The sequence below is a fragment of the Vibrio sp. 1078-1 genome (assembly GCF_033340475.1).
In genome coordinates, this window is sequence record NZ_JAWOWM010000001.1 from 1 (window position 1) to 22,049 (window position 22,049).

The 22,049-nt window shown below is 47.0% G+C and carries 23 protein-coding genes and 1 riboswitch; of the genes, 15 read left to right on the plus strand and 8 right to left on the minus strand.

Features of this window, described 5'->3' with window-relative positions; translation table 11 throughout:
• Positions 1 to 505 precede the first annotated feature (505 nt).
• Positions 506 to 1,030 carry a DUF3087 domain-containing protein gene (locus R7190_RS00005; protein ID WP_170893875.1) on the minus strand — a complete coding sequence of 175 codons (525 nt, stop codon included), beginning with the start codon at positions 1,028 to 1,030 and terminating at the stop codon, positions 506 to 508.
• Between the two features lie 158 nt (positions 1,031 to 1,188).
• On the opposite strand from R7190_RS00005, the gene trmY reads away from it, so the two are divergent.
• Complete coding sequence (gene trmY / locus R7190_RS00010; RefSeq protein ID WP_017634347.1) at positions 1,189 to 1,788, plus strand: tRNA (pseudouridine(54)-N(1))-methyltransferase TrmY; 600 nt, start codon at positions 1,189 to 1,191, stop codon at positions 1,786 to 1,788.
• 78 nt (positions 1,789 to 1,866) lie between these two features.
• On the opposite strand, the gene R7190_RS00015 is transcribed toward trmY, so the two are convergent.
• Positions 1,867 to 3,210, minus strand: a complete 1,344-nt coding sequence (locus R7190_RS00015) for a TldD/PmbA family protein (protein ID WP_054575237.1) — start codon at positions 3,208 to 3,210, stop codon at positions 1,867 to 1,869.
• Positions 3,210 to 4,595 carry a TldD/PmbA family protein gene (locus R7190_RS00020; RefSeq protein ID WP_017820998.1) on the minus strand — a complete coding sequence of 462 codons (1,386 nt, stop codon included), beginning with the start codon at positions 4,593 to 4,595 and terminating at the stop codon, positions 3,210 to 3,212. Before R7190_RS00020 ends, R7190_RS00015 begins: the two co-directional genes overlap by 1 nt.
• Positions 4,596 to 4,906: 311 nt before the next feature.
• A riboswitch (TPP riboswitch) is annotated at positions 4,907 to 5,014 on the plus strand.
• 97 nt (positions 5,015 to 5,111) lie between these two features.
• Here R7190_RS00020 and thiD point away from each other — a divergent pair.
• The 8 genes from thiD to R7190_RS00060 all read left to right on the plus strand — a co-directional run bounded on the left by thiD (position 5,112) and on the right by R7190_RS00060 (position 11,588).
• On the plus strand, positions 5,112 to 5,969 hold the full coding sequence (thiD, locus tag R7190_RS00025) for a bifunctional hydroxymethylpyrimidine kinase/phosphomethylpyrimidine kinase (protein WP_186585539.1): 858 nt from the start codon (positions 5,112 to 5,114) through the stop codon (positions 5,967 to 5,969).
• Positions 5,959 to 6,714, plus strand: coding sequence for an ABC transporter ATP-binding protein (locus R7190_RS00030; RefSeq protein ID WP_186585540.1), 756 nt, complete (start codon positions 5,959 to 5,961; stop codon positions 6,712 to 6,714). The genes thiD and R7190_RS00030 overlap by 11 nt, the downstream gene beginning before the upstream one ends.
• A complete protein-coding gene (locus tag R7190_RS00035) occupies positions 6,707 to 7,507 on the plus strand; it encodes an ABC transporter permease (protein WP_009706843.1) in 801 nt (266 codons plus the stop codon). The genes R7190_RS00030 and R7190_RS00035 overlap by 8 nt, the downstream gene beginning before the upstream one ends.
• Before the next feature lie 47 nt (positions 7,508 to 7,554).
• Positions 7,555 to 8,505: an ABC transporter substrate-binding protein gene (locus tag R7190_RS00040; protein ID WP_005374293.1), complete on the plus strand. Its 951-nt coding sequence runs from the start codon at positions 7,555 to 7,557 to the stop codon at positions 8,503 to 8,505.
• 54 nt (positions 8,506 to 8,559) lie between these two features.
• Positions 8,560 to 9,228 carry a thiaminase II gene (gene tenA / locus R7190_RS00045; protein WP_053304011.1) on the plus strand — a complete coding sequence of 223 codons (669 nt, stop codon included), beginning with the start codon at positions 8,560 to 8,562 and terminating at the stop codon, positions 9,226 to 9,228.
• A 12-nt stretch (positions 9,229 to 9,240) separates the two neighbouring features.
• Complete coding sequence (gene thiM, locus R7190_RS00050) at positions 9,241 to 10,032, plus strand: hydroxyethylthiazole kinase (protein WP_186585541.1); 792 nt, start codon at positions 9,241 to 9,243, stop codon at positions 10,030 to 10,032.
• A gap of 63 nt (positions 10,033 to 10,095) precedes the next feature.
• Positions 10,096 to 10,710: a thiamine phosphate synthase gene (thiE, locus tag R7190_RS00055; protein WP_167415781.1), complete on the plus strand. Its 615-nt coding sequence runs from the start codon at positions 10,096 to 10,098 to the stop codon at positions 10,708 to 10,710.
• Between the two features lie 182 nt (positions 10,711 to 10,892).
• Positions 10,893 to 11,588 carry a phosphatase PAP2 family protein gene (locus R7190_RS00060; protein ID WP_167415782.1) on the plus strand — a complete coding sequence of 232 codons (696 nt, stop codon included), beginning with the start codon at positions 10,893 to 10,895 and terminating at the stop codon, positions 11,586 to 11,588.
• A gap of 99 nt (positions 11,589 to 11,687) precedes the next feature.
• Here the strand turns inward: R7190_RS00060 and R7190_RS00065 are convergent, their stop codons facing one another.
• Positions 11,688 to 14,135 (minus strand): trimethylamine-N-oxide reductase 2, encoded by a 2,448-nt coding sequence (locus R7190_RS00065; protein ID WP_167415783.1) that lies wholly within the window; start codon positions 14,133 to 14,135, stop codon positions 11,688 to 11,690.
• A gap of 22 nt (positions 14,136 to 14,157) precedes the next feature.
• On the minus strand, positions 14,158 to 15,252 hold the full coding sequence (locus tag R7190_RS00070; RefSeq protein ID WP_017634357.1) for a NapC/NirT family cytochrome c: 1,095 nt from the start codon (positions 15,250 to 15,252) through the stop codon (positions 14,158 to 14,160).
• Between the two features lie 270 nt (positions 15,253 to 15,522).
• On the opposite strand from R7190_RS00070, the gene R7190_RS00075 reads away from it, so the two are divergent.
• The 5 genes from R7190_RS00075 (at position 15,523) to R7190_RS00095 (ending at position 18,399) form a co-directional block, all read left to right on the plus strand.
• The gene (locus R7190_RS00075) at positions 15,523 to 16,038 is read left to right on the plus strand and encodes a GNAT family N-acetyltransferase (RefSeq protein ID WP_017634358.1); all 516 of its coding nucleotides are present in this window, start codon (positions 15,523 to 15,525) and stop codon (positions 16,036 to 16,038) included.
• 9 nt (positions 16,039 to 16,047) lie between these two features.
• Positions 16,048 to 16,779, plus strand: a complete 732-nt coding sequence (locus R7190_RS00080) for a glucose 1-dehydrogenase (RefSeq protein ID WP_005374308.1) — start codon at positions 16,048 to 16,050, stop codon at positions 16,777 to 16,779.
• 1 nt (position 16,780) lies between these two features.
• Positions 16,781 to 17,251: a GNAT family N-acetyltransferase gene (locus R7190_RS00085; protein WP_005374310.1), complete on the plus strand. Its 471-nt coding sequence runs from the start codon at positions 16,781 to 16,783 to the stop codon at positions 17,249 to 17,251.
• A 119-nt stretch (positions 17,252 to 17,370) separates the two neighbouring features.
• Positions 17,371 to 17,838, plus strand: coding sequence for an HAD family hydrolase (locus R7190_RS00090; protein WP_005374312.1), 468 nt, complete (start codon positions 17,371 to 17,373; stop codon positions 17,836 to 17,838).
• A gap of 33 nt (positions 17,839 to 17,871) precedes the next feature.
• Complete coding sequence (locus tag R7190_RS00095) at positions 17,872 to 18,399, plus strand: GNAT family N-acetyltransferase (protein ID WP_005374314.1); 528 nt, start codon at positions 17,872 to 17,874, stop codon at positions 18,397 to 18,399.
• A 37-nt stretch (positions 18,400 to 18,436) separates the two neighbouring features.
• On the opposite strand, the gene R7190_RS00100 is transcribed toward R7190_RS00095, so the two are convergent.
• From R7190_RS00100 to R7190_RS00110, 3 genes are all read right to left on the minus strand, one after another.
• The gene (locus tag R7190_RS00100; RefSeq protein ID WP_225474250.1) at positions 18,437 to 19,027 is read right to left on the minus strand and encodes a type II secretion system protein; all 591 of its coding nucleotides are present in this window, start codon (positions 19,025 to 19,027) and stop codon (positions 18,437 to 18,439) included.
• 153 nt (positions 19,028 to 19,180) lie between these two features.
• Positions 19,181 to 19,468: a hypothetical protein gene (locus tag R7190_RS00105; protein ID WP_005374318.1), complete on the minus strand. Its 288-nt coding sequence runs from the start codon at positions 19,466 to 19,468 to the stop codon at positions 19,181 to 19,183.
• A 66-nt stretch (positions 19,469 to 19,534) separates the two neighbouring features.
• Positions 19,535 to 20,434: a DMT family transporter gene (locus R7190_RS00110; protein ID WP_005374320.1), complete on the minus strand. Its 900-nt coding sequence runs from the start codon at positions 20,432 to 20,434 to the stop codon at positions 19,535 to 19,537.
• Between the two features lie 92 nt (positions 20,435 to 20,526).
• Between R7190_RS00110 and R7190_RS00115 the strand changes: the two genes are divergently transcribed.
• A complete protein-coding gene (locus tag R7190_RS00115) occupies positions 20,527 to 21,963 on the plus strand; it encodes a PLP-dependent aminotransferase family protein (RefSeq protein WP_005374322.1) in 1,437 nt (478 codons plus the stop codon).
• Positions 21,964 to 22,049 lie beyond the last annotated feature (86 nt).

Sequence of the window (22,049 nt, forward strand, 5' to 3'; positions counted from 1 at the left end):
AGCGTTCAATCTGAGCCATGATCAAACTCTTCAATTTAAGATTTTGTTCGGCTCAATGAATACTGAACATTACATAAAGTAATGCTTGAATTGACTGTGCTGAATCCGAAGATTCAATGGTCACTTCGTTTCATTGAAACCTAATTTGATACCGAGGTATCTAATTGGATTATCATCAACGAGTGCCCACACAGATTGATAGGTCTATATTGTTAAAGAGCTTGCTTCGTAAGCTTTGCTATCGAAGCGGAGGCGTATTCTAAGGAATTAATTTTCAGTGTCAAACACTTTTTTAAATTAATTTTTAGAAGTTTTCTTTCGCCTTCTTGCCAACCGCTTTTGCGTTTCCGCTTTGCCCTGACAACGGAGGCGCATTATAGGGAGATGATTTTTCTTAGCAACCCCTTTTCAGAAAAAAATTCAAAAAAAAGCGTCGAATGATTAAATCTCACTCAAACGCTTATTTTTAGCACTCAGTTGTTAACTTCAAGTAGCAAATAGGCAATCAATATGTGTCTATCCAAGACTCTTCAAAGCCTGTGATATCGAGACTCAGTGATTGCGCCGCTTCGATTTGCTCGATAGCCTCTAGTTCTTTATTTACACTGCTCATCGTTAATGTGTTGTTGTCTAGCTCAAACACTTGGCGTTGCGTGGTGTAATAGAACTTAAGCGTAGTGAGCGCTTTTACATCGTCATTGCTCGCGGCTGCTTTAATGCTTTTTAGTTTACGAAAGATTTTGTTGTGCAGTTGCTTGAGTTTCCAAACGTACAGCACTTCTTCCATGTATGGTCGAGTTTTAATGTGATTCAATAAAGAGAGGGAAGTTGCAACTGCGAGAACGACACCAATCAAATTCCAATGGAAATTGCCCGTTGATTGTTCTGGTACGACTTCAGTGTTGCCAAACAAAACAATCAACAAGGTACTAAAGGCAAGAGAGGAGATGGCGAGCAACGCAACAAAACCGCCAATCACAAGGTTTACTTTCTTTTTATAAATGTCTTTATTTATCTGTTTGATTTCCATATACCGCTCCTAACAGGTTACCTCTATTTTAACCAGCACACTCCGCACGACAATCGAAGCTTTGTAAGTAAGTTCACATTTGCTATTAAACTCGCATCCCTTCCCTGCTTGGGTATATACTTCCGCGCATTCACTCTTCCTATATAGAGGCTAAATTCATGCGCTCTTTTGTTTTACGAGCTCGCGCGGCGCCAACCACCAGCAAAGCACTGTTAGAAGGTGTTGGTAATGAAGCGCATACAGAGATTCTTGCTCATACCATGATGAACACTATGTTCGTTGCTCAATCACACCGTGAAGATGTGGTTGTTCACTTGGTTTTGGAAAGCACAAAAGACTTCTCACGCACCATTACTATTCGCTCCAACGACATCACCAACATTGGCGGCTTCCATGAGTCAACCTTGATTGCAGCAGTGGCTCGCGCTTTGGATGCTTCGGTTGGTATGGGTAAAGAGCAACTTCGTGAAGTCGAACCTGGTATTACCGTTCGTACAGTGAGCTTTGAACGCCTAGTACAAGAGCTGGCAGAAGATCACCAACTATATATGTTGGATAAGAAAGGCGAATTTGTTCGTGATGCAGAAATTGGTGAAAATCCATGTTTCTTGCTAACTGACCATATACCGATGCCGAAAAAGTCTTTTAACAGCTTAAAGCGCCTTGGCACAGAGAAGATCAGCTTAGGTCCTAAGATGCTTTTCGCTTCTCAGTGTGTGGTATTGATCCACAATGAGTTGGACATACGCGAATTCTAGTTATTCGCGCACACGTTGCTAGGTAATGAAAGAGGACTCCATTGAGTCCTCTTTTTTGTTTCTATAGGGATGCTAAGTTTACTTACCACCAATGCTCAAACGAGCAAAACGAACGTCTGGCGAGAAGAAAGTTCGGCTATCGTTAATTAACTGAGTATCACCCACTGCCTCAACTTCTTGCAGCATCTTGTAGAAGTTACCCGCTACCGTGATCCCACGAACTGGTTGAACGCGCTCTCCATCACAGCACAAGAAGCCACTCGCACCAAATGAGAAATCACCACTCACTGCATCCGCACCAGAATGGACACCTTGAAGCTCGACTAACTCTAGGTACTCACCCGCTTTTACTTCTGACGCACTGCTGTTGCCTGTCGCAATCACTTTGTGATTCGCTGATACGTCTAGGCTCGATTTTGCACCGCGAGCGGCACTTGCTGTCGAGACTGCGCCCAAGTAACTTGCGGTCTGGCTGTTGTGTAGCAAGGTTTTCAACTCACCATTAGCAATCATGACATTATCTTGAGTAGCGAAGCCTTCACTATCAAAACTCGCGATTGCCATACCATTTGGCATGTAAGCCGTATCAGTAAAGGTAATTAAATCACTCGCAACACGTTGACCAAGCTTGTCACCCAGTGGCGTAATGCCTTTCATCGCGCTTACGCCAGAGAAAGCACTGCCGAAAGCACCGAATAAACTTGCTAGCGCATTGATGTGGAAGATAGCAGGGTAGTTACCCGTCGCAACCGGTGCGCCTTCAAGAAGATCGCGAGCAAGGTTGTAGCCACCCTCGATACAGTAAGCTGGATTCAACTCATCAAAACGGCGACCCAGTGACATTCTACCCGCCATTGACTGTTTGCCGTCTTTTTCAAACAAGGTATACGCGTAACAAGTGAACGAGCGCTCGAAGTGTTGACACAATGTGCCTTGAGTATTGGCAATGATCAGTTGTGTTTCGCCATCGCTGTAACCATTGTAAGGTGCGCTAGAGGCGTGAGGCAGAGCCACTACGCCTTGCTCAAGAGCGAGAGACAGTTCGATTTTTTCGTCAACAGAAGTTGTATCTTCTTGCGCAATCTCAGCAACATCAGTCGCGATTTGACTGTTCACGCAACTAATCGTCTGATGTTCATCTTGCTTGGAAAAGCGAGCGCTTTGCAGTGCGTTGGTCAGCATCAAATCCAAGCTTGGTTGCTCTAACGACTCAGAATAGCTTGTTGCAACACGCGCATCTTTCACAACACGAACACCCAGAACTTGGCTTGAGCTTACTTTGTACTCATCCAGCTTTCCTTGGTTCGCTTTCAAAGAAAAGCTACTGTTACGGTTTACAATGACGTCCGCTTCTGCACCTTGGCGTTTTGCTTCTGATAGGACGTAATCAACCGCATTAAGAAGTTGTTGTTCTTGGCTCATTAGTTACCGCCTCCTACCAGAATGTTATCTACTTTCAGCGTTGGCTGACCGACAGTTGTTGGTACTGAACCACTCACGGAACCACACATGCCCGGCGCAAGCGCCATGTCTTTGCCGACCATGCTGATTTCTTTCAACACTTTTGGACCCGTGCTGATCAGCGTTGCTGTTTTCAGAGGCTTGGTGATTTTGCCATTTTCAATGAGGTAGGCTTCACGAACAGCAAAGTTAAACTCCCCCGTACCCGGTTGAACAGAGCCACCGCCCATCTTCTTCGCATAGATACCACGTTCGATGCCTGCCAGCATGTCATTAAGTGAATGCTCGCCCTCTTCGATAAAGGTGTTACGCATGCGCGAGGTTGGTGCGAACTTGTAGTTTTGACGACGACCAGAACCCGTAGGCTCATAACCTGTCTTCATGCCACCCATTTTATCGACCATGAAGCTGGTTAGCTTACCGTCTTTGATCAGTTGAGTGCGCTGAGTCTTCATACCTTCATCATCAATGTGAATCGAGCCCCATTCGTTGGTCATGGTGCCATCATCGACTGCATTCACTGCGGTGTGAGCAACCATTTCGCCCATCTTGTCGTGGAAGACTGATGCTTTCTTCGCAACTGAAGTGGTTTCTAGCAAGTGACCACATGCTTCATGGAAGATAACGCCGCCAAAGCCGTTACCAATCACCACCGGCATTTCACCCGATGGACAAGCATCCGCGCCAAGTTTTACTAACGCTTGCTGCGCGATAGTTTGACCTAGCTCTTTGGCATCAAGCTGTTCACTGAATTCCCAACCAGCAAGAGCGCCAGGACCTTCCATACCAGAAGACTGCTCATTACCTTTTTGCGCGACAGTGTTACCAGCAACACGAATGTAGTGGCGAGTATCGTCAACGTGTAGACCTTCTGAGTTGAAGATAGACACTTGTTGCTCGCGCTGAAGAACGCTGCCAATAAACTGGCTGATATGTTCACTCTCAGCACGTGCGGCTTGGTCAACTTTCAATAGAAACGCGATTTTTGAATCTAGGTTAGCATCCTTACCTAGCGGCATGCGGCAACCATGTTGGATTGGGTAGCGGTTCAAATTCAAAGAACCCGCTGACGCGATTTGCTCACGCTTGTCTTTTGCAGCAAGCAGCGAGGTTACGCGCTTTAGTTCGGCTTCATCTGTGCTGTTGGTGTAACCGTAAAGCACCTTATGACCGAAAAAAAGACGAATACCGATACCAAAATCGATACCCGAGTTAACCTTATCCACTTCACCAGATGCGATCTGGACAGTGTTGGTTTGGTGATGTTCAACGAATAGTTCAGCGAAATCAGCCCCCAAAAAGAGCGCATGATCGATCACTGACTTCGCTGTTACAGAATTAAGCATGAAGTCTCCTTGCTCGATGATCGTCTTAGCCTTCCTAATTAACTGTGAAAAAGTTCAACAAAGTTAAATTGGCAACACGTTAAATTTTAACAGTTTTTTAACCTTGTTTTGTGCTAATCCTTGCTTAACGAGACCACGATTATTTATTAAATATTCCAGGTTCTGCTCATTCACCAGAGCGTTGCACTAGTAAATTCCACCCAGCAAACCATTTAGGTGCTTACTTTATCACTCACCTCGCATAATTGAATACTCATTATAATTACGCTCAAAAAACGTATCCCTTCCGCAATGGTCCTGCTATCATCCGAACGAAATAGTCGGGGGGCCACACGACAAGTGTTGGCTGAGATCGAAATTCGAGACCCGTTGAACCTGATTCAGTTAGCACTGACGTAGGGAACTATGCACACTTTGCCTTTCGTCGCCCCTCTTAGGTAAGCGATAGCGATCGAAAAATCGATCTATCTGCAACGGTCAAAGTCAGTTCCTATACGTCTTGTAGTAGGAGCGACCATGACGCAGCAATCACAACCTCATTCACATCACACGCCAGCCTTGCCTACCCCTATCGTATTGACCATCGCGGGCTCAGACAGTGGTGGCGGTGCAGGTATTCAAGCCGACATCAAAGCGATGTCCGCAACCGGCAGTTTTGCTTGCTCGGTAATCACGGCGATTACTTCGCAAAATACCCAAGGCGTTTCTGCGATTTTCCCCATTCCTCTCGACCATGTAGAGAGCCAACTTGATGCAGTATTTACCGACCTCAACATCGTTGCAGTCAAAGTGGGCATGCTGGCAGATTCCAACATCATCAAAGTCGTTGCAGACAAAATTAAACAATACCAGCCAAAACACCTCGTGATTGACCCTGTGATGGTGGCCACCAGCGGCGATCTATTACTGGAACAGTCGGCAATCAGCACTTTAAAAGAAGAATTGATTCCGCTCGCAGACATCATTACCCCTAACCTACCCGAAGGCGCAGCATTGACGGGTAAGCCAATGCCTCAATCAGAATCTGAAATGAACGATATGATTGCTGACTTGCGCGCATTAGGGGCAAAAGCGGTGCTGTTAAAAGGCGGTCATCTGGAAAAAGACAAAAACAGCAACGATCTGCTGATCATGCAAGACAATGCCGAGTTAATTAGCGCTAAACGCTTTCCAACCAAAAACACCCATGGCACAGGCTGCACACTGTCTTCTGCTATCGCGTCTTACCTTGGTCAAGGCAACAACCTGCACAAAGCGGTGCACCTTGGTAAGCAGTACATCAGCCAAGCTATCGCACACGCTGACGAATTGGATGTCGGTAAAGGTCATGGTCCTGTGAACCATTTTTTTGCAGGTCACACGCATGTGCGCTAATGCACTCGGCATTCAGCTTACCGAAGCAAGTCTGCAATACAAAGACAGCCAAACACCAACATTAGCTGGGTTGAGTATGACCATCCCTGCCAATCAATGGACGGTGTTACTTGGTCGCAGTGGTTGCGGAAAAACGACGATCCTTCGTTATCTAGCGGGTTTGTTAGACGACAAAGTTGAATGGCATGGCGAGTTAACGACCACGGATGGCATCACCTTACACAAGCGTATTGCCTACATGGCGCAGCAAGACTTGTTACTGCCGTGGTTAAATGTGTTAGACAACGTCTGCCTCAGTTCTCGATTTTCTCAAGACCAATCACCAGAGCAAAATAGACAACGTGCACTGACTTTACTAAGCCAAGTGGGACTCGCCGATTACGCGGATGCTAAGCCAGCTCAGCTCTCTGGCGGCATGAGACAACGTGTTGCCCTTGCTCGCACTCTGATGCAAGACAAGCCTCTAGTTCTGATGGATGAGCCTTTCTCTGCACTGGACGCGGTTACTCGTCATAAGTTGCAAACCTTGTCTGCCGAATTGCTGAAAGATAAGACGGTTGTTCTGATTACCCACGACCCACAAGAAGCGGTGCGATTAGCTCACCAACTCTATGTGTTGCAAGGCACACCTGCGCAAGCTCAGCACTTGGTCGTTCCAGACTCCAAGCCGCCCCGAGTTCTCGATGGAGAGTGCGCGGCGTTACAACAAGCGATTTTGGATCAACTGGAGAAAGACTATGAGTGATATGACTCAGTACAACTCCGTTTCGGCACGCATTAGTAAAAAAGAACGCGTGACCCATCCGGCTCTGCGCTTGGTCATTAGCACAGCGGTGATCTTGGGATTGTGGCAGTTGGTTGTTGTGGTATTCGACATGCCAAGCTTCATCTTACCTTCACCAATTGAAGTGCTGGATAGATTGGTCACTCGTTACGATGTCTTGCTCAAACATACTTGGGTTACCGCGCAAGAGATTTTACTTGGTTTGGCGCTTGGATTATCAATGGGTTTGCTGTTCGCATTGCAAATGCTGATGTTCGAACCGCTGAAGCGTTGGTTACTGCCCATTCTGATTGCTAGCCAAGCGATCCCTGTGTTCGCCATCGCGCCAGTACTCATGCTTTGGCTGGGTTACGGCATTGCATCGAAAGTCGTCATGGCGGCGATCATCATCTTTTTCCCCGTCACCACATGTTGCTACGACGGCTTACGTAATACACCAACAGGTTACCTCGACCTTGCCAAGACCATGGGCGCGTCTAAATGGCAGTTACTTCGTCATATTCAATTGCCAGCCGCCCTACCAACTTTAGCCTCAGGCATTCGTGTTGCCGTCGTTATTGCGCCGATTGGAGCAGTGGTCGGTGAGTGGGTAGGTTCAAGTGAAGGCTTGGGTTATCTGATGCTCCAAGCTAATGCTCGCATGATCATTGATGAGATGTTTGCGGCGCTGTTTATCCTAGCCGTGCTGTCTATCTCACTCTACTTCATCACCGATAAATTATTGAAAAAAGCCATCCCTTGGGAAAGCAAATAATTACAGAAAATAACCAAAGAAAATTGGGAAAGAAAAGGAAGAACCCCGTGAATAAAAACAAACTTATGAGCGCTGCTGCTCTACTCGCTTCAGTGGTATCAACCAATGTGCTTGCAGCAGAAAAAGAGATGACACTGATGTTGGATTGGTTCGTCAACCCAAATCATGGTCCTATCGTGATTGCCAAAGAGCGTGGTTACTTCAAAGAACAAGGTTTGAAGGTCAACATTCAAGAGCCGGCAGATCCAAGCACGCCACCTAAGTTGGTCGCGGCGGGTAAAGTCGACATGGCGATTTCTTACCAACCAAGCCTAACTATCGATGTCGCGGCGGGTTTGCCACTAATCCGCTCTGCGACTTTGATTGCTACGCCACTCAACACGTTGATGGTGCTGGATAACGGTAAGAATGAAAACCTTGGCGACTTGAAAGGCAAGAAGATCGGTATTGCGATCGCAGGCAACGAAGAAGCGACAATCGGCACCATGCTAGCGCAAGAAAACGTGAAGTTTTCTGACGTACAAATCATCAACGTAGGTTGGGCGCTGTCTTCGTCTCTTGCGTCTGGCAAGGTGGATGCGATTTGGGGCGGTCTACGTAACTTCGAAACCAACCAACTGGCACTAGAAGGTTATAAAGCTAAGGCCTTCTTCCCTGAAGAACACGGCGTGCCAGCGTATGACGAGTTAGTCTTCGTAGCCAATGCAAAAAACTACGACAAAGAAGCCATCAAGGCATTCAACAAAGCACTAGAGCAAGCGACCACTTACATCGTTAACCATCCAAAAGAGTCGTGGAAAGAGTTCGTGGCTTATTCACCAGACACGCTCAACAACGAGCTTAACCAACGCGCTTGGAACGACACGCTAACTCGTTTCGCTCTTCGTCCATCCGCAGTAGATCTGAAACGCTACGATGATTATGCGCAGTTCATGTATTCACAAAACATCATCGAAACACTGCCAAAAGCGAAAGATTACGTACCGAGCTTTGACTAATTCTACTGACCTTAGGATCTAAGCCTAGGGTCTTTTGATAACGAGATACTCATAATGAAATACCAAGATTTGATCGACGCTTGCCGCCAAGATTGGCAAGAATACACTGAGCATGCTTTCGTGCAGCAATTGGCGCAAGGCACTCTGGCTCAGCCTTGTTTTCTGCATTACCTAAAGCAGGATTTTCTTTTCCTAAAGCAGTACGCACGAGCTTACGCATTAGCGATCTACAAAGCACGTACTTTGGATGACATGCGCCGTGCCCTACCAAGCGTACACGCATTGCTCGATTCTGAAATCGCCCACCACGTGACTTACTGTGAGCAATGGGGACTGACAGAATCCGACTTAGAAAACGAGCCAGAAGATTTCGGCACTGTGGCTTACACCCGTTACGTATTAGATGCTGGCATGACGGGCGATCTTGTTGATCTATACGCGGCACTAGCACCATGCTCTATCGGTTATGCCGTAATCGGTAAGATGCTGATTGAAGACGAAAGCACTGTGCTCGAAGGTAACCCATACGCAAGTTGGATCAACCTCTACGGTGGTGAGGAATTCCAATCTGGTGTCGCAAAAGGTGCAGAACACTTTAATCAGTTATTGGCGGAAATCGATATCAATAGTCAGCGTGGTCAAAACCTGATTCAGGTATTCAAAACTGCAACGCGTATGGAAGTGGCATTCTGGCAACAAGGTCTAAACGCTCAGCAAGATTAATCGGAGAGTCTCATGTTAATTGAACAAATCACCCAAGCATTAACCGCAGTACGCCAGCAAAAGCCGTTAGTCGTCAACATCACTAACTACGTGGTGATGAATAACACAGCAAACGCACTATTAGCGATCGGCGCTTCTCCAATCATGGCGCACTCCAAACAAGAGATGGCAGAGATGATGTCGTTCGCTGGCGCACTGGTTATCAACATCGGTACCCTAGACAGCGTTTGGACACCGCGCATGAGCTATGCCGTAGAGCAAGCCAATTCCAATGGTAAAATCGTTGTACTCGACCCTGTCGGTTGCGGAGCAAGCTCACTACGTACCGAGACATCACGTGAGATCGCACGCCTTGCAAACAAGCTGATCATTCGTGGTAACGCCTCAGAAATCATTGCACTCGCTGGCGAGCAAGCACAAAGCAAAGGCGTCGATGCGTTAGACAGCAGCGACGCAGCACTTGGCGCAGCGAACTTCTTAGTCTTAGAGTACGGCGCGAGCGTAGTGATTTCTGGCGAGACTGATTACATCGTCACGAAAGGGCAAACCGTGCAGCTAAACAACGGTCACGAGATGATGCCATACGTAACCGGAATGGGTTGTACACTAACGGCTCTAACAGGCGCTTTCGCAGCAATCGGCGACGAAACGGGCCTTGCTGCGGCAGCGGTGCTTGGCGTTGTGGGTGAAATTGCGGCTGAGCAAGCGCGAGGGCCAGGTAGCTTGCAAATGCATCTTTTGGATGAGCTTTACCAACTGGATGAAGAAACACTGGCAACACGCCTTAAATTACAAGTGAGATAAATCGCTTCTCAATGCTTTAAACGCCTCTCACTCCAACGAAAGTGGGAGGCGAAAGGAAACACAATGAACGCCTATCGTTTGTATTTGGTCACCGACGACCAACAAGATTTAGCCACACTAAAACGTGTCGTGAGAAAAGCCGTGGAAGGTGGCGTGACCATGGTACAAGTCCGCGAAAAACACGGCGATGTGCGTGCGTTTATCGAACGTGCTCAAGCCGTCAAAGACATCCTTAAAGATACCGATGTGCCCTTGATCATCAATGACCGCGTTGATGTCGCACTGGCTGTCGATGCTGATGGGGTTCACCTCGGGCAATCAGACATGCCAGCAAATATCGCTCGTGAGTTGATTGGACCAAACAAAATCCTCGGCTTATCCATCGAAAATGAAGAGCAGCTTGCACAAGCGGATTCTCTTCCAATTGATTACATCGGTTTGAGCGCAATCTTCGCGACGCCAACCAAAACCAACACCAAAAAACATTGGGGTATTGATGGTTTGAAAATGGCGTTAGAGACGACTTCACTGCCGATTGTTGCCATTGGCGGCATTAACGAAACCAACATTCCTGCCCTGAGTGCGACAGGTGTACATGGTTTGGCTTTGGTTTCTGCCATTTGTCATGCAGAAAACCCAACCAAAGCAGCAGAATACTTACTTTCTCTGATGGATTAAGACCCCAGCGCTTAAGGATGAGCGCCTTTACCCTCCGGATAAGTGTCATCAATTCATCACTCAACCTTCATTCTCTCGTCAAATTGACAGAGCGTTGATAAGTTTTTCACGCCAGATAACGTAAGATAAGCCCATTATTTTCACGTGGTTGAATAACCCTCAATAAAAACAAAACGCTCTCAATGAAAACCAAAAAATATGGATTGATGATGCTCGCCTTGTTTGTTCTTGGCATCATCCCAATGTCGCTGTTTGGCTCTTATCACAATCTCACTTCACAGGTGCCTGAAAGTCTGGGTATTACTTTTACTTTGCTCACAGATTCTGCTGGTAGCAAAGGTTTTTTAATTACGTTAACACTGCTACTGCTTTCTTTATTTCGCTTTAAACCAAGTCGCATTGAGTGGATACAAAAACTCTCAATGTTAGGGTTGTTACTGGTGATTGGTTTTGCCAGCAAAACGGGGCTAAAACTGATGACAGAAAGCCCGCGTCCCTACGCCGAACTGCTTGCTGCAGAGCAATTGATTGAGCACCCAGAAGCGTTTTATCAGTTGGATACAAAGCAGCAAGCCAACGTAATTAACCAGATTTCTGAACACGTCAGTGATTGGCGAACGCGCCATTGGCAAGGCGAGAAAGACTATTCTTTCCCATCCGGCCATACGATTTTCGTTTCGATTTGTTTGGCTTTCTTTGGTGGTTTGTTCTTACAGAACAAGTGCTATATCTCTGCACTGTCATTGTGGATGTGGGGAATGAGCGTCGCATATAGCCGCTTATGGCTGGGCATGCATCGCCCTGAAGATTTAATAGGCTCGGTCTTGTTTGTCGCGATTGTATTTACTTTACTCCCGACATTTCAGATTAAGAAATAGATGCCGTTTGTTTCTCTCGCTTCGCGCTAATGTGAACGATGACTAGATAAAAAGAAGCCAGCGATTCGCTGGCTTCTTGCTTTCAATCGCTACTTTTTTCTAGCCATTTCTTGGTGGTTCAAACGCTGTTAGTTCTAATTCTGGGCCAGTGTATTTTTCAATACGAACCAGTGCCGAGTTCGCCGCACAGCCGTTTGCAAGTCGAGAGGTCGGAATATCCAACGTTAACACGTTACAACCGCCGTTCTTACAAATGCCGGTTTTAGGATCCAAATCCGGCCAACCGCCTTCATGAATACACACTGAACCTTGCTTGATTCGGTCAGTCACTTCTGCACCAACCAATACTTGGCCACGGTTGTTAAACGCACGAACTAGATCGCCCGTTTTAATACCACGCGCTTTCGCATCTTCAGGGTGAATCCAAATAGGTTCACGGTTTGCAATTGCGTACTCTTCGCGAATCTTCGCGTAGTTGAATTGGCTGTGTAGACGATGCGCTGCGTGCGCGGTCATTAGCTGCAACTCGCCATCTTTCGCAGTACCCGTGTACTCGGTTGGTGCCATCCACGTTGGATGTGGAGGACAGTCTTCCAACTGATAGCCTTCAATGGTTTTCGAGAAGATTTCGATCTTACCACTTGGTGTACCGAGTGGATTCATGATCGGGTCTTCACGGAAATCTGCGTAACGAACAAACTGTGCGTTCTTCTCGTTCCACTTCATCTCGATCAGTTGGTTATCTTCCCAGAACTTGCTGAAGTTCGGCATTGCTACGCGAGAGCCACGGCCACCTTGTTGCGCCGCCTTGTAGAAGCCGTACAGCCATTCCATTTCGGTTTTGCCTTCGGTGTATACGTCACGGCCACCCGGAGCTAGCATCTCTGCCATGTCCGCGAATACATCGAAGTCATTACGCGCTTCACCTTGCGGCTCAACCACTTGCTTCATTGGCACCAAGTGTTGGTTACTGTAGTCACCCGTCATCGTTAAGTCGTTACGCTCGAACGATGTGGTGATTGGCAGAACAATGTCCGCGTGCTTCGCAGCCGCCGTCCAGTAAGGCTCTGAAATCACGATCAGCTCAGGCTTTTGCCACGCTTTGATCAGACGGTTGGTGTCTTGGTGGTGAGTAAAGTTCGCACCACCTGCCCACCAAATCATCTTGATGTCCGGGAACGTCAGTTCATGACCGTTATGATGGTAGGATTGACCTGGGTTTTCCAACGCCTCGACAATACGCGCCACAGGGAAGCTTTGCACCGCGCCAGACACCGCCCAGTCGTTCCCCGCAGAAGAGCCGCCACCCAGCGATGCCGAAATCGCAGGAAGTACGCCAGCATCACGAGCAGGGTTACCACCGTTTGAGTAGTGGTAAGAGAAACCAAAACCACCGCCCGGTAAACCGATTTGACCCAACATCGTTGCCAGTGTAACCAGCATCCAGTGACGCTGCTCACCGTATTGTTGGCGCTGCATGCCCCAACCCGCCATCAGCATGGTGCGGTTTTTACTGAAGATGTCAGCCAGTAGCTCAAGTTGCTTCGCAGGTACGCCACAGATTTGTGATGCCCATTCTGCTGATTTTTCTACGCCGTCTTCTTCGCCCATCAGGTACGCTTCAAACTTGTCGTAACCTGCGGTGTATTTATCGAGGAAGGCTTTATCGTGCTTACCTTGTTTCACTAAGGTGTGTGCGATACCCATCATCATTGCCACGTCGGTCATTGGGTGAGGAGCAATCCACTCCGCATTCTCACCAAAGAACTCGATGGTTTCAGAACGAATAGGGTCAATAGCGATAACCGTCTTGCCTGATTTTTTCAACTGATGGAAGAACTCAAGACCAGCACAGTCTGTTGAGCTCCACGCGATTTTTAGAGTGTTAATTGGGTTTAAGCCCCAAAGCACAACCACATCGCTGTGCTCTAGTACCACTGGGTACGTGGTTTGTTGCTCGTACACTTCGATAGAGCCCACAACGTGCGGCATGATGACCTGCGCAGCACCCGTTGAGTAGTCACCCAAGTGGCCTGAATAGCCACCCGCCATGCTCATGTAACGTTGCAGCAAGGTTTGTGCTTTGTGCAGCACGCCACTTGAACGCCAGCCGTAAGAACCAGCAAACACAGAAGCCGGGCCATATTCTTTACGAATGCGCATGTGCTGCTCGTGTATCAACTTGTAAGCTTCATCCCAAGACACCCGTACAAATTCATCGCTGCCACGAACTCCTTCGGGAGCTGATGGGTTTGCCAAGTAACCTTTGCGAACCATTGGGTACTTGACACGCGCTTTAGTGTGCACTTGGTCAGGACCGGTGCTTTGTAGGCTGTTTGGTACCGTTTGTGGCAATGCGTTCGTGGTTGAAACCAGCTTACCGTCTTGCACTTCACACAGCATTGGGCCCATACGGCCCGCTGTCAAAATGCCCTTGCCACGCTGGTTTGAAGACGCAACAGACATAGGTGCAAATGAAGTGAATGCCATTGCACCAGCCGCCATACCAGTGCCTTTTAGAAATCCGCGACGGGTCATATTAGTCATAATCTTATCCTTCTATTTATCGTTAGTGACCAACCACATCTTTTGCATGGTGCTGGAAGAACTTGGTTAGAATTTCTAGGTTCTCGGCTGAAATATCAGTTCGATCACCCATACTCTTCGCTACCGGTCCCCATGCATTCACTGTGAAGTGATTTGAAGGAATTTTCGCGTGACAAGTTGCACAGTAAACGTTGTCCAACTCTTCTGCGTATGACCATACTGGTTCAAGCGTGTCAACAACTGGAGAATCAATAGCGCCAGTTAAAGAAACCGCGCGCCATTCGTTGCCGTAAACATCTGCCTCAAATTCACCAGTTTCAAGCGCTTGTTGGCCTTGCTCTGTTAGCGTTGCTACGATGGCACGTTGACCTTCTCCCATGTAAAGCACTTGCTCTGCGCCTTTCATTTGGAATGCGTTCAACTTAACAGTGCGGTTGTCGCCTTCAGAGCTGATTACTTCCAACTTCGTCGTTGGGTTAATTTTACCCATCTCACCCATTGCGATTTCAGTCACAGGGTAAACGACTTTGGCACCAGGTGATGTTTTTGTGGTGAAGCTCATCAACGTTTCAAATGCCTTGCTGTCTAGCTCTGCTTCTGGTGCAAAGTGCGCCACACCTTTATGACAATCGATACACGTTTGATCGTTTGCTTTCGCGTAAGCGTGCATCTTCGCCGCATCACGTGATTGCTCAAACTCTTCCATTGCATCGAAATCATGACACGAACGACACGTCGCTGAATCGTTTTCACGGAACTGAGCCCATACCGTTTCAGCCATATCTTTACGATGTGCTTCGTATTTCTCTGGCGTGTCGATCTTGCCTGTCACAAATTCGTGGTAAATGTCTTTCGACGCACGAATTTTGGTGATCAGGTAATCCATTGGTTCTTGAGGAATATGACAGTCAGAACATTCCGCGCGAATGCCTTTCGCATTACTGAAGTGCACTGAGCCTTGGTACTCTTTGTAAGGGGTTTCCATAGAGTGGCACGAGAGACAAAATTCAGTATCTGAGGTGTAATGCATTACTGCCGCACTCCCCCCCAAAGTTAACCAGCCCACACCAATGCCGGCAGCAACCAGCAGTGCAACATATCGTTTTTTTATTGACATAATTAGCAACACTTCCAAATAAAATGTAATTATAGGTCGCAAATTACTACTTTATGGGTAGCCCTCTCTTGATCCACATCATTTCCGTGTTGCTCTGTATGCCTCAAGTATGAAATTTTGTTATTTGCATCTCAAAGATGAATATATGGCAATAATCCATTACCCAGCCAACTATTCACCACATAAATCACTTTTATGAATGCAACTATTTGATTAAACAGATAAGAGGATGAGAGACTGAATCTCCACATTGATGCAGTAAGGACACGCATGTCAGTTTATATCGAGACGCACAGAAGCCAATTAAGACCCATCAAAGCCAGTGACTGGGAACTCTTTCAACGATTACTCTCCGAACAAGAGGTTATTGCGCTCTGTTTCGATCGTCCCAGCGAAACAGAAATAAGAGAAAAATTTGCTTCGCGATTATTACCATGGACCCCAAATTGCCAGCATTGGCTTTGCCTTGTAATACTCGATAAGCAATCTGAACAACCCATCGGCATCACTGGCTTTGCTATTGAAAACGGTAAGGCAGAAGTAGGTTACTTACTTTTGCCGGAATTTCATGGCCAACAGTTTGGAACAGAAACTCTTCAAGCGCTTCTATACTGGGCAACCTCGACACATAACATCAACCACTTTTCCGCGACGGTCACTGAAGGCAATATTGCGTCAGAACGTGTCCTGATAAAATGTGGTTTCGAACTCATTGAGGTCATTCCAGACGCATACCAAATTGGTGGCAAACCCTACGCCGATAAAATCTACTCACTACAAAAATAAGGACGTATTTTGAATAAAGTAGTCATCATTACCGGCGCAAGCCGAGGCATTGGAGCCGCAGCGGCGAAAAAGCTGGCCGAGCAAGGCTATCGCGTTTGCGTTAATTACCGCACTCAGCAAGAGGCCGCCGACCAAGTTGTGGCAGAAATACAAGCAAACGGTGGCAAAGCGATTGCCATCGCCGCAGACGTAGCCGATGAGAAGCAAGTGCTCTCCTTGTTTGATGAAACAGAACGTGAATTTGGTGCAGTGACGCACTTGGTCAACAACGTTGGCATCCTATTTACTCAATCGCCTTTGTCAGAAATCAGCTTGGAACGCTTTCAGAAAGTAATGAACACCAATGTGAATAGCTGTTTTCTCTGCTGTCGAGAAGCGGCGAGGCGATTCAGTGCAGGCGGTGCAATTGTGAATGTCTCCTCTGGAGCGTCGCGCTCAGGCGCGCCATTTGAGTATGTCGATTACGCCACATCAAAAGGCGCGATGGATACCTTAACTAAAGGGCTCTCGCTAGAGTTGGCAGAGCGCAATATTCGCGTCAATGGCGTTCGACCTGGTTTCATTTACACTGATATGCATGCCGACGGCGGAGAACCAAACCGAGTAGATAGACTCAGCCCTCAAATTCCTCTTAAACGCGGTGGCACGGTAGAAGAAGTAGCAAATGCGATCGCTTGGCTATTAAATGACGAAGCCTCTTATGTCACAGGATCATTTATCGATATTGCAGGGGGCAGATAGAATGCAAGTCCATATCCGACAAGCGATTCCCGATGATTTAGACGGAATTTTTCAGCTTAATTTTCAAATTAATTCACTGCATTTTGCGAATGCGCCAGAAGCCTTTGTTGCGCCATCAGAAGCTGATCGAGAATTTCTTGCACAAGCACTAGAGAACAAAGAGCGACTCTTTTTGATTGCCGAACGCGAACAGCAAATTCTCGGCTTCTTAACCGCGATGATCACCCAAAACGACACCGTCAGTTTTCTGATCAAAGACCCAATTTGTCGCGTGGGAACAATTGTTGTCGATGAAGCGCAAAAGCAGCAAGGAATCGGCCGCCAACTGCTCCAAGCCTGTGAGCAATGGGCGCGCGATGCCAATGCCACACAAGTTCGATTGGAAGTGATGGAATTCAATCAGCCAGCACAGCGCTTTTACGATAATCAAGGTTTTAAAACTAACTCACGCATTATGCTGAAACATTTGTAACGATAACGACAATTAAGCGCTTTTCACGACTAAACCCACCTAAATCGCATTTATCGATGCAATTTACCCCCCTGATTTTAGAAAAAGACGATATGATGTGCGGATAAGGAGATTCGAACATGATTTATCTTTTCGATTGGGGGAACACCTTGATGGTAGATTTCCCTCACGCACAAGGAAAAATGTGCGATTGGGAACACGTAGAAGCAGTTCCTCAAGCCAGAGAAACACTGGCAATACTTTCCCAAAATCATCCCATCTACATTGCGACCAGTGCATCTGATTCCAACATGGAAGAGGTTCAGCGTGCATTTGTTCGCGTCGACTTAGACCAATACTTAAATGGCTATTTTTGTTTTGCCAACCTCGGTATCGCTAAAAACCAACCTGAGTTTTATCTCGCCATCGCAAAACAGTTAGGGGTTAACGTGAGTGGAATAACCATGGTTGGCGATTTACCTCACAAAGATATTTACCCTGCGATGAAAGCGGGCGTAAACACAATTTGGTTTAACCCAACGGGCGCTGATGCACCAGCCGAAGCCATTCCTAACCAAATTCGTTGTTTATCTGAGCTTATCCCCTAACCGTTACTAACCTGCACTAATCAAGGAAGATGAATGCAAATCAGATCCATCAAGGTGAGCGATATCGCGCGCTTCACCGCGCTGTGGAATCGAGTGTACTCCGAAGGGGAATTTTTGATTTCTCCTGCACCCGATAACGCAACGCTTCGCAGAATCCTGCAACGTGTGGAAAACGAGTCCATCCCTCAGTTTGTCGCGTTTGACCGCCAAAAACTTATCGGTAGTGTTGAAATCTACCCAGCTGAGATGTGCGGTTACGAAAGAGGGCAACGCCTTCGCGTCGGTATTCTTGGTATTCACATCGACAAAAACTACCGAGGCAAAGGATTGGGGCGGAAACTATTGGCAGTCGCGATCGCACGTGGTTGGGAATTTGGTTACGACCAAATCGCACTCTACGTATACACAACCAACACACCAGCGATTGCTTTATATGAACGGTTTGGATTTGAACATCAGGGGGAACTTGGGGAAGTGACCTTGCCAAATGGTAAAGTCTTGATGAGTCAAAAAATGGTATTGTATAAAGCGCAAAGCCCTTCGAAAAACCCCGATTTGTAGACTCACGATAACCGTTGTTCGCAACACTTATTCGGGATTAACACCCTTGCGTCACATACCCTCGAACAATTGAATCGTTAGAGGCTTGATTCACGTAGTAGAAATAGCATGCTTCTTCTGCCAGTGTGTAACCTTGCGGCCAAATGTACACCACGCGATCAACACCCGATTTATCTAAGAACTGATAATCAGGAATAGCGACAAAATGAGCACTGTTTGGGTGCTGCTGACCGATGATGCAAAAATCACTGCCTTTGCACGGCACGTCAATTTTCGAATAACCTCTGGCTGGTAGATCGATTTCTAACAAAGCTCGAATACTATCGGCACTCGCTTCTGGCATGCCTTTGCGTGTTTTGACATGTCGGTCAATGTAGTGAACGTGCTCTTGGCCGTAAGCGTTATCAATCACTGATTGAGCATGAAAGAATTTGAGAGCCGTACCCAAAGAAGACTGAGAACTGTGCAGCATCGCAGCGTATGCTTGGCGATGAATATCGAGTAGTACTGGTAAAGCAGCTAATGCGATGAAAGCCAAAGTGGTAAGCACTATGGTGATTTCCATCAGCGTAAATCCCTTTGATTTCACGTTTCTTATCTCAACTAGCCCAAGACAATAGCCCCACATCCATGTGAGACCGAGCCAATATATCGCCAATTTCTTACGATTAAAGGCTTAAGGGGTAAGAAGAGACAAACACCACTCAAACTTGAGAACAGCAGCCAAAGAGCAGTGTAACAAAACGACGCTATGTGTCAGATATTAGACGGTTTTTACTCTCTAGTTACTGAGTAAAGGCACATTATTTCGCACCAGACCACGACGAACATTCGTGCACATTTTGCCAAAACGACGAATCTCATCGAACTGCGGAACAATGCCGCGCTCCATGGCTGACTCCCAATAAGTGACTTCTGAATCGACCATTTCCAACAATTTCTTCGGACAGCCAATGCACTGCCCTTCTGGTCCACATACAAACGTTTCTGGTTCATAAATTGGTAGTTCCGCTTTTACTTGCTCGATGATGCTACGCATGGCGGTCATTCGATCTGGCTTTACCTTCATCATTCTGCTCCACGGATTAAGATGAAGCAGATTGTACCCACTGATACGCAAATGTCCCTACCCAATTTAGGTATATTCTGTTTGAATCGATTTCTTTATCGTCAGATCCGGCTTTTTAACCACCAAATACACCGCCGTAGCTGCCAGTACGAAACCAGAAATCCCCATCCAATCAAATGACTCTCCAAACGCGAGCCAAGCCTGAATCGCCGTCGTTGGCGGCACCAGGTAGAATACAGAAGCTACGCTCGATGCAGCACCGTTCTTAACCATGTACAGCAGCAGTAGAATAGCTACACAAGAGAGCACGACGACCAACCACAACACAGTCAAAATAAACTCCAGTTCCCACTGCACTTGCATGGTTTCAAACTGCATCGCAACGGGCAGAAACATGACGAGCGCGGCCAAATATTGCACCGTCGCACCACCCACCATATCCACTTGTTGGCAATGTTTTTTCTGATAAAGCGTCCCTAGCGTGATACCAACCAAAGCCAACAAACACAAACCAATGGCCAACACTTTATGCTGCTCGGATTGCCACTCCATTTTGCCCATCAACACCATAGCGATACCGACAAAACCAAGAGCCAAACCCAACCATTGCGAGGGTTTAAATTCCTCACGAACAAACACCACCAGCAAAGCCGCGGTTAAAATCGGTTGAATACCCACCAGCAACGAACTCAACCCCGCAGGCATACCTAAGGCGATAGCGAAATAAGTACCGCCCAGATAGAAACCGTGGATCAATGCACCAACCACACAGCTGTGCCATAAATCTTTTCCTGTCGGCAACCTTCTACGCAATACCGCCACAAGAACCAAAAACAATAAGACATTGAATGCCATACGGATAGAAAGTAGTGTCGCTGGCTCGGCATATTGCAAACCAAAACGCGCACCAACGAATCCAGAAGCCCAAAGGATGACAAATACAAAAGGGATGGCTCGGATTAACATGATCGCCTCACTCACGCTTGTTTTATGTTTTGAGATACTGCTAATGTAATTAGGTACAGTGTTTTCAAAAAGTGACAGATGGAAGTGTTTTTATGGGTACAGATTTATTGGGAAGCGGTGAAGGGAATAAGTACCTCGTGGTGGAAAAACACCTCAAACAAGCCATCAGTGGTGGCGTTTATCAGGCGGATGATCGACTGCCCTCCATTCGCTCGTTGAGCCAAGAATTAAACGTCAGTAAAAATACCGTGATTCGTGCGTATCAAGAGCTGGAAGCACAAAACTTGGTGTACTCGGTTCCCAAATCGGGTTATCGAGTTAAAGTCGCTTTGCCGACCTCTCGCTCAATTCCGGATCCGACTCGCGTGGATTTGCTCTCGATCTGCAAAGAAATCCTTACTTATCCTGAATACCAAGAGCGTTTGCCTACCGGTTCTGCCCACCCAAACATTGACTCTCCCGCGATCAAAAGCTTGTACGCCGAGATCGGCCGTCACAGCCGCCAGCAAACACATGTACCGAGCCATTACCAGTTGCCACCCGGTGATCACCTCTTAATTAAACAACTGGCGAAAATCACGCAAGATTTGGGCACACCAGCCAAATTGGATGAAATCATGGTGACGCACGGCGCGCAACAAGCAATAAGCCTAGCGCTGCGCGCAACGACACAAAAAGGCGATATCGTCGCGGTGGAGTCTCCTTGTTATTTTGGAAACTTATTGATGCTCGAATCACTCGGCCTCAAAGTGGTGGAAATCCCGAGTTGCCCACGAGACGGTATGTGCCCCGAAGCCTTAGCAAAAGCAATGGCGACATGGGACATAAAAGCGATCATCGTAACACCAAACTTCACCAACCCTACTGGTGCCATGATGCCGTTAGAAAAGCGCCAGCAATTGCTATTGGCGTCCGGCAATATTCCTATTATCGAAGACGATGTGTTTGGCGGGTTAAGTTATGATAAGCCGTTGCCAAGCTTGAGATTGCTCGATGACAAGCAACGCGTAATTTACGTGAATTCGTTATCCAAAACGCTCGATTCGCGTTTGAGAATTGGTTGGATGTTGGCGGGGCGATATCGAGACCAAATTGAACAATATCTACTGTGTGAGAACATGGGCAGTTTGAACCTGATGCAATCCGCCGTGGCAACGTTTCTAACGTCAGGCAAGTATCGAACGCATACTGCGCGAATGGGTCGGGTTTATCAAAACAACATGCGACGATTTATCCAGATGCTTCATCAATACTTGGATGAATACGAACCTCTAAAAAATCGATACCAGATCAACGCCGTACAAGGCTCGTTCTTACTTTGGTTGCGACTGCCCGAAGACACGGACAGCTATGCGTTGTATCAAGCATGCAATAAGCACAGAATCAGCCTACTTCCCGGTACCGTATTTGGCACTCAAGGGCAATATCGGCATTGCGTACGCCTCAGCGTGGCAAACTTTGGTCATGAAACCGATTGGAGTCACGCGATGCAAACTCTGGCAAAATTGATAAAAAAACATGCCTGTTAACTCGCTCTTGCTAAATGAACTTATGCCGACATACGCAAACAGGTAACAACAAAAAACTCCACACAAAGGTGGAGTTTTTTCATATC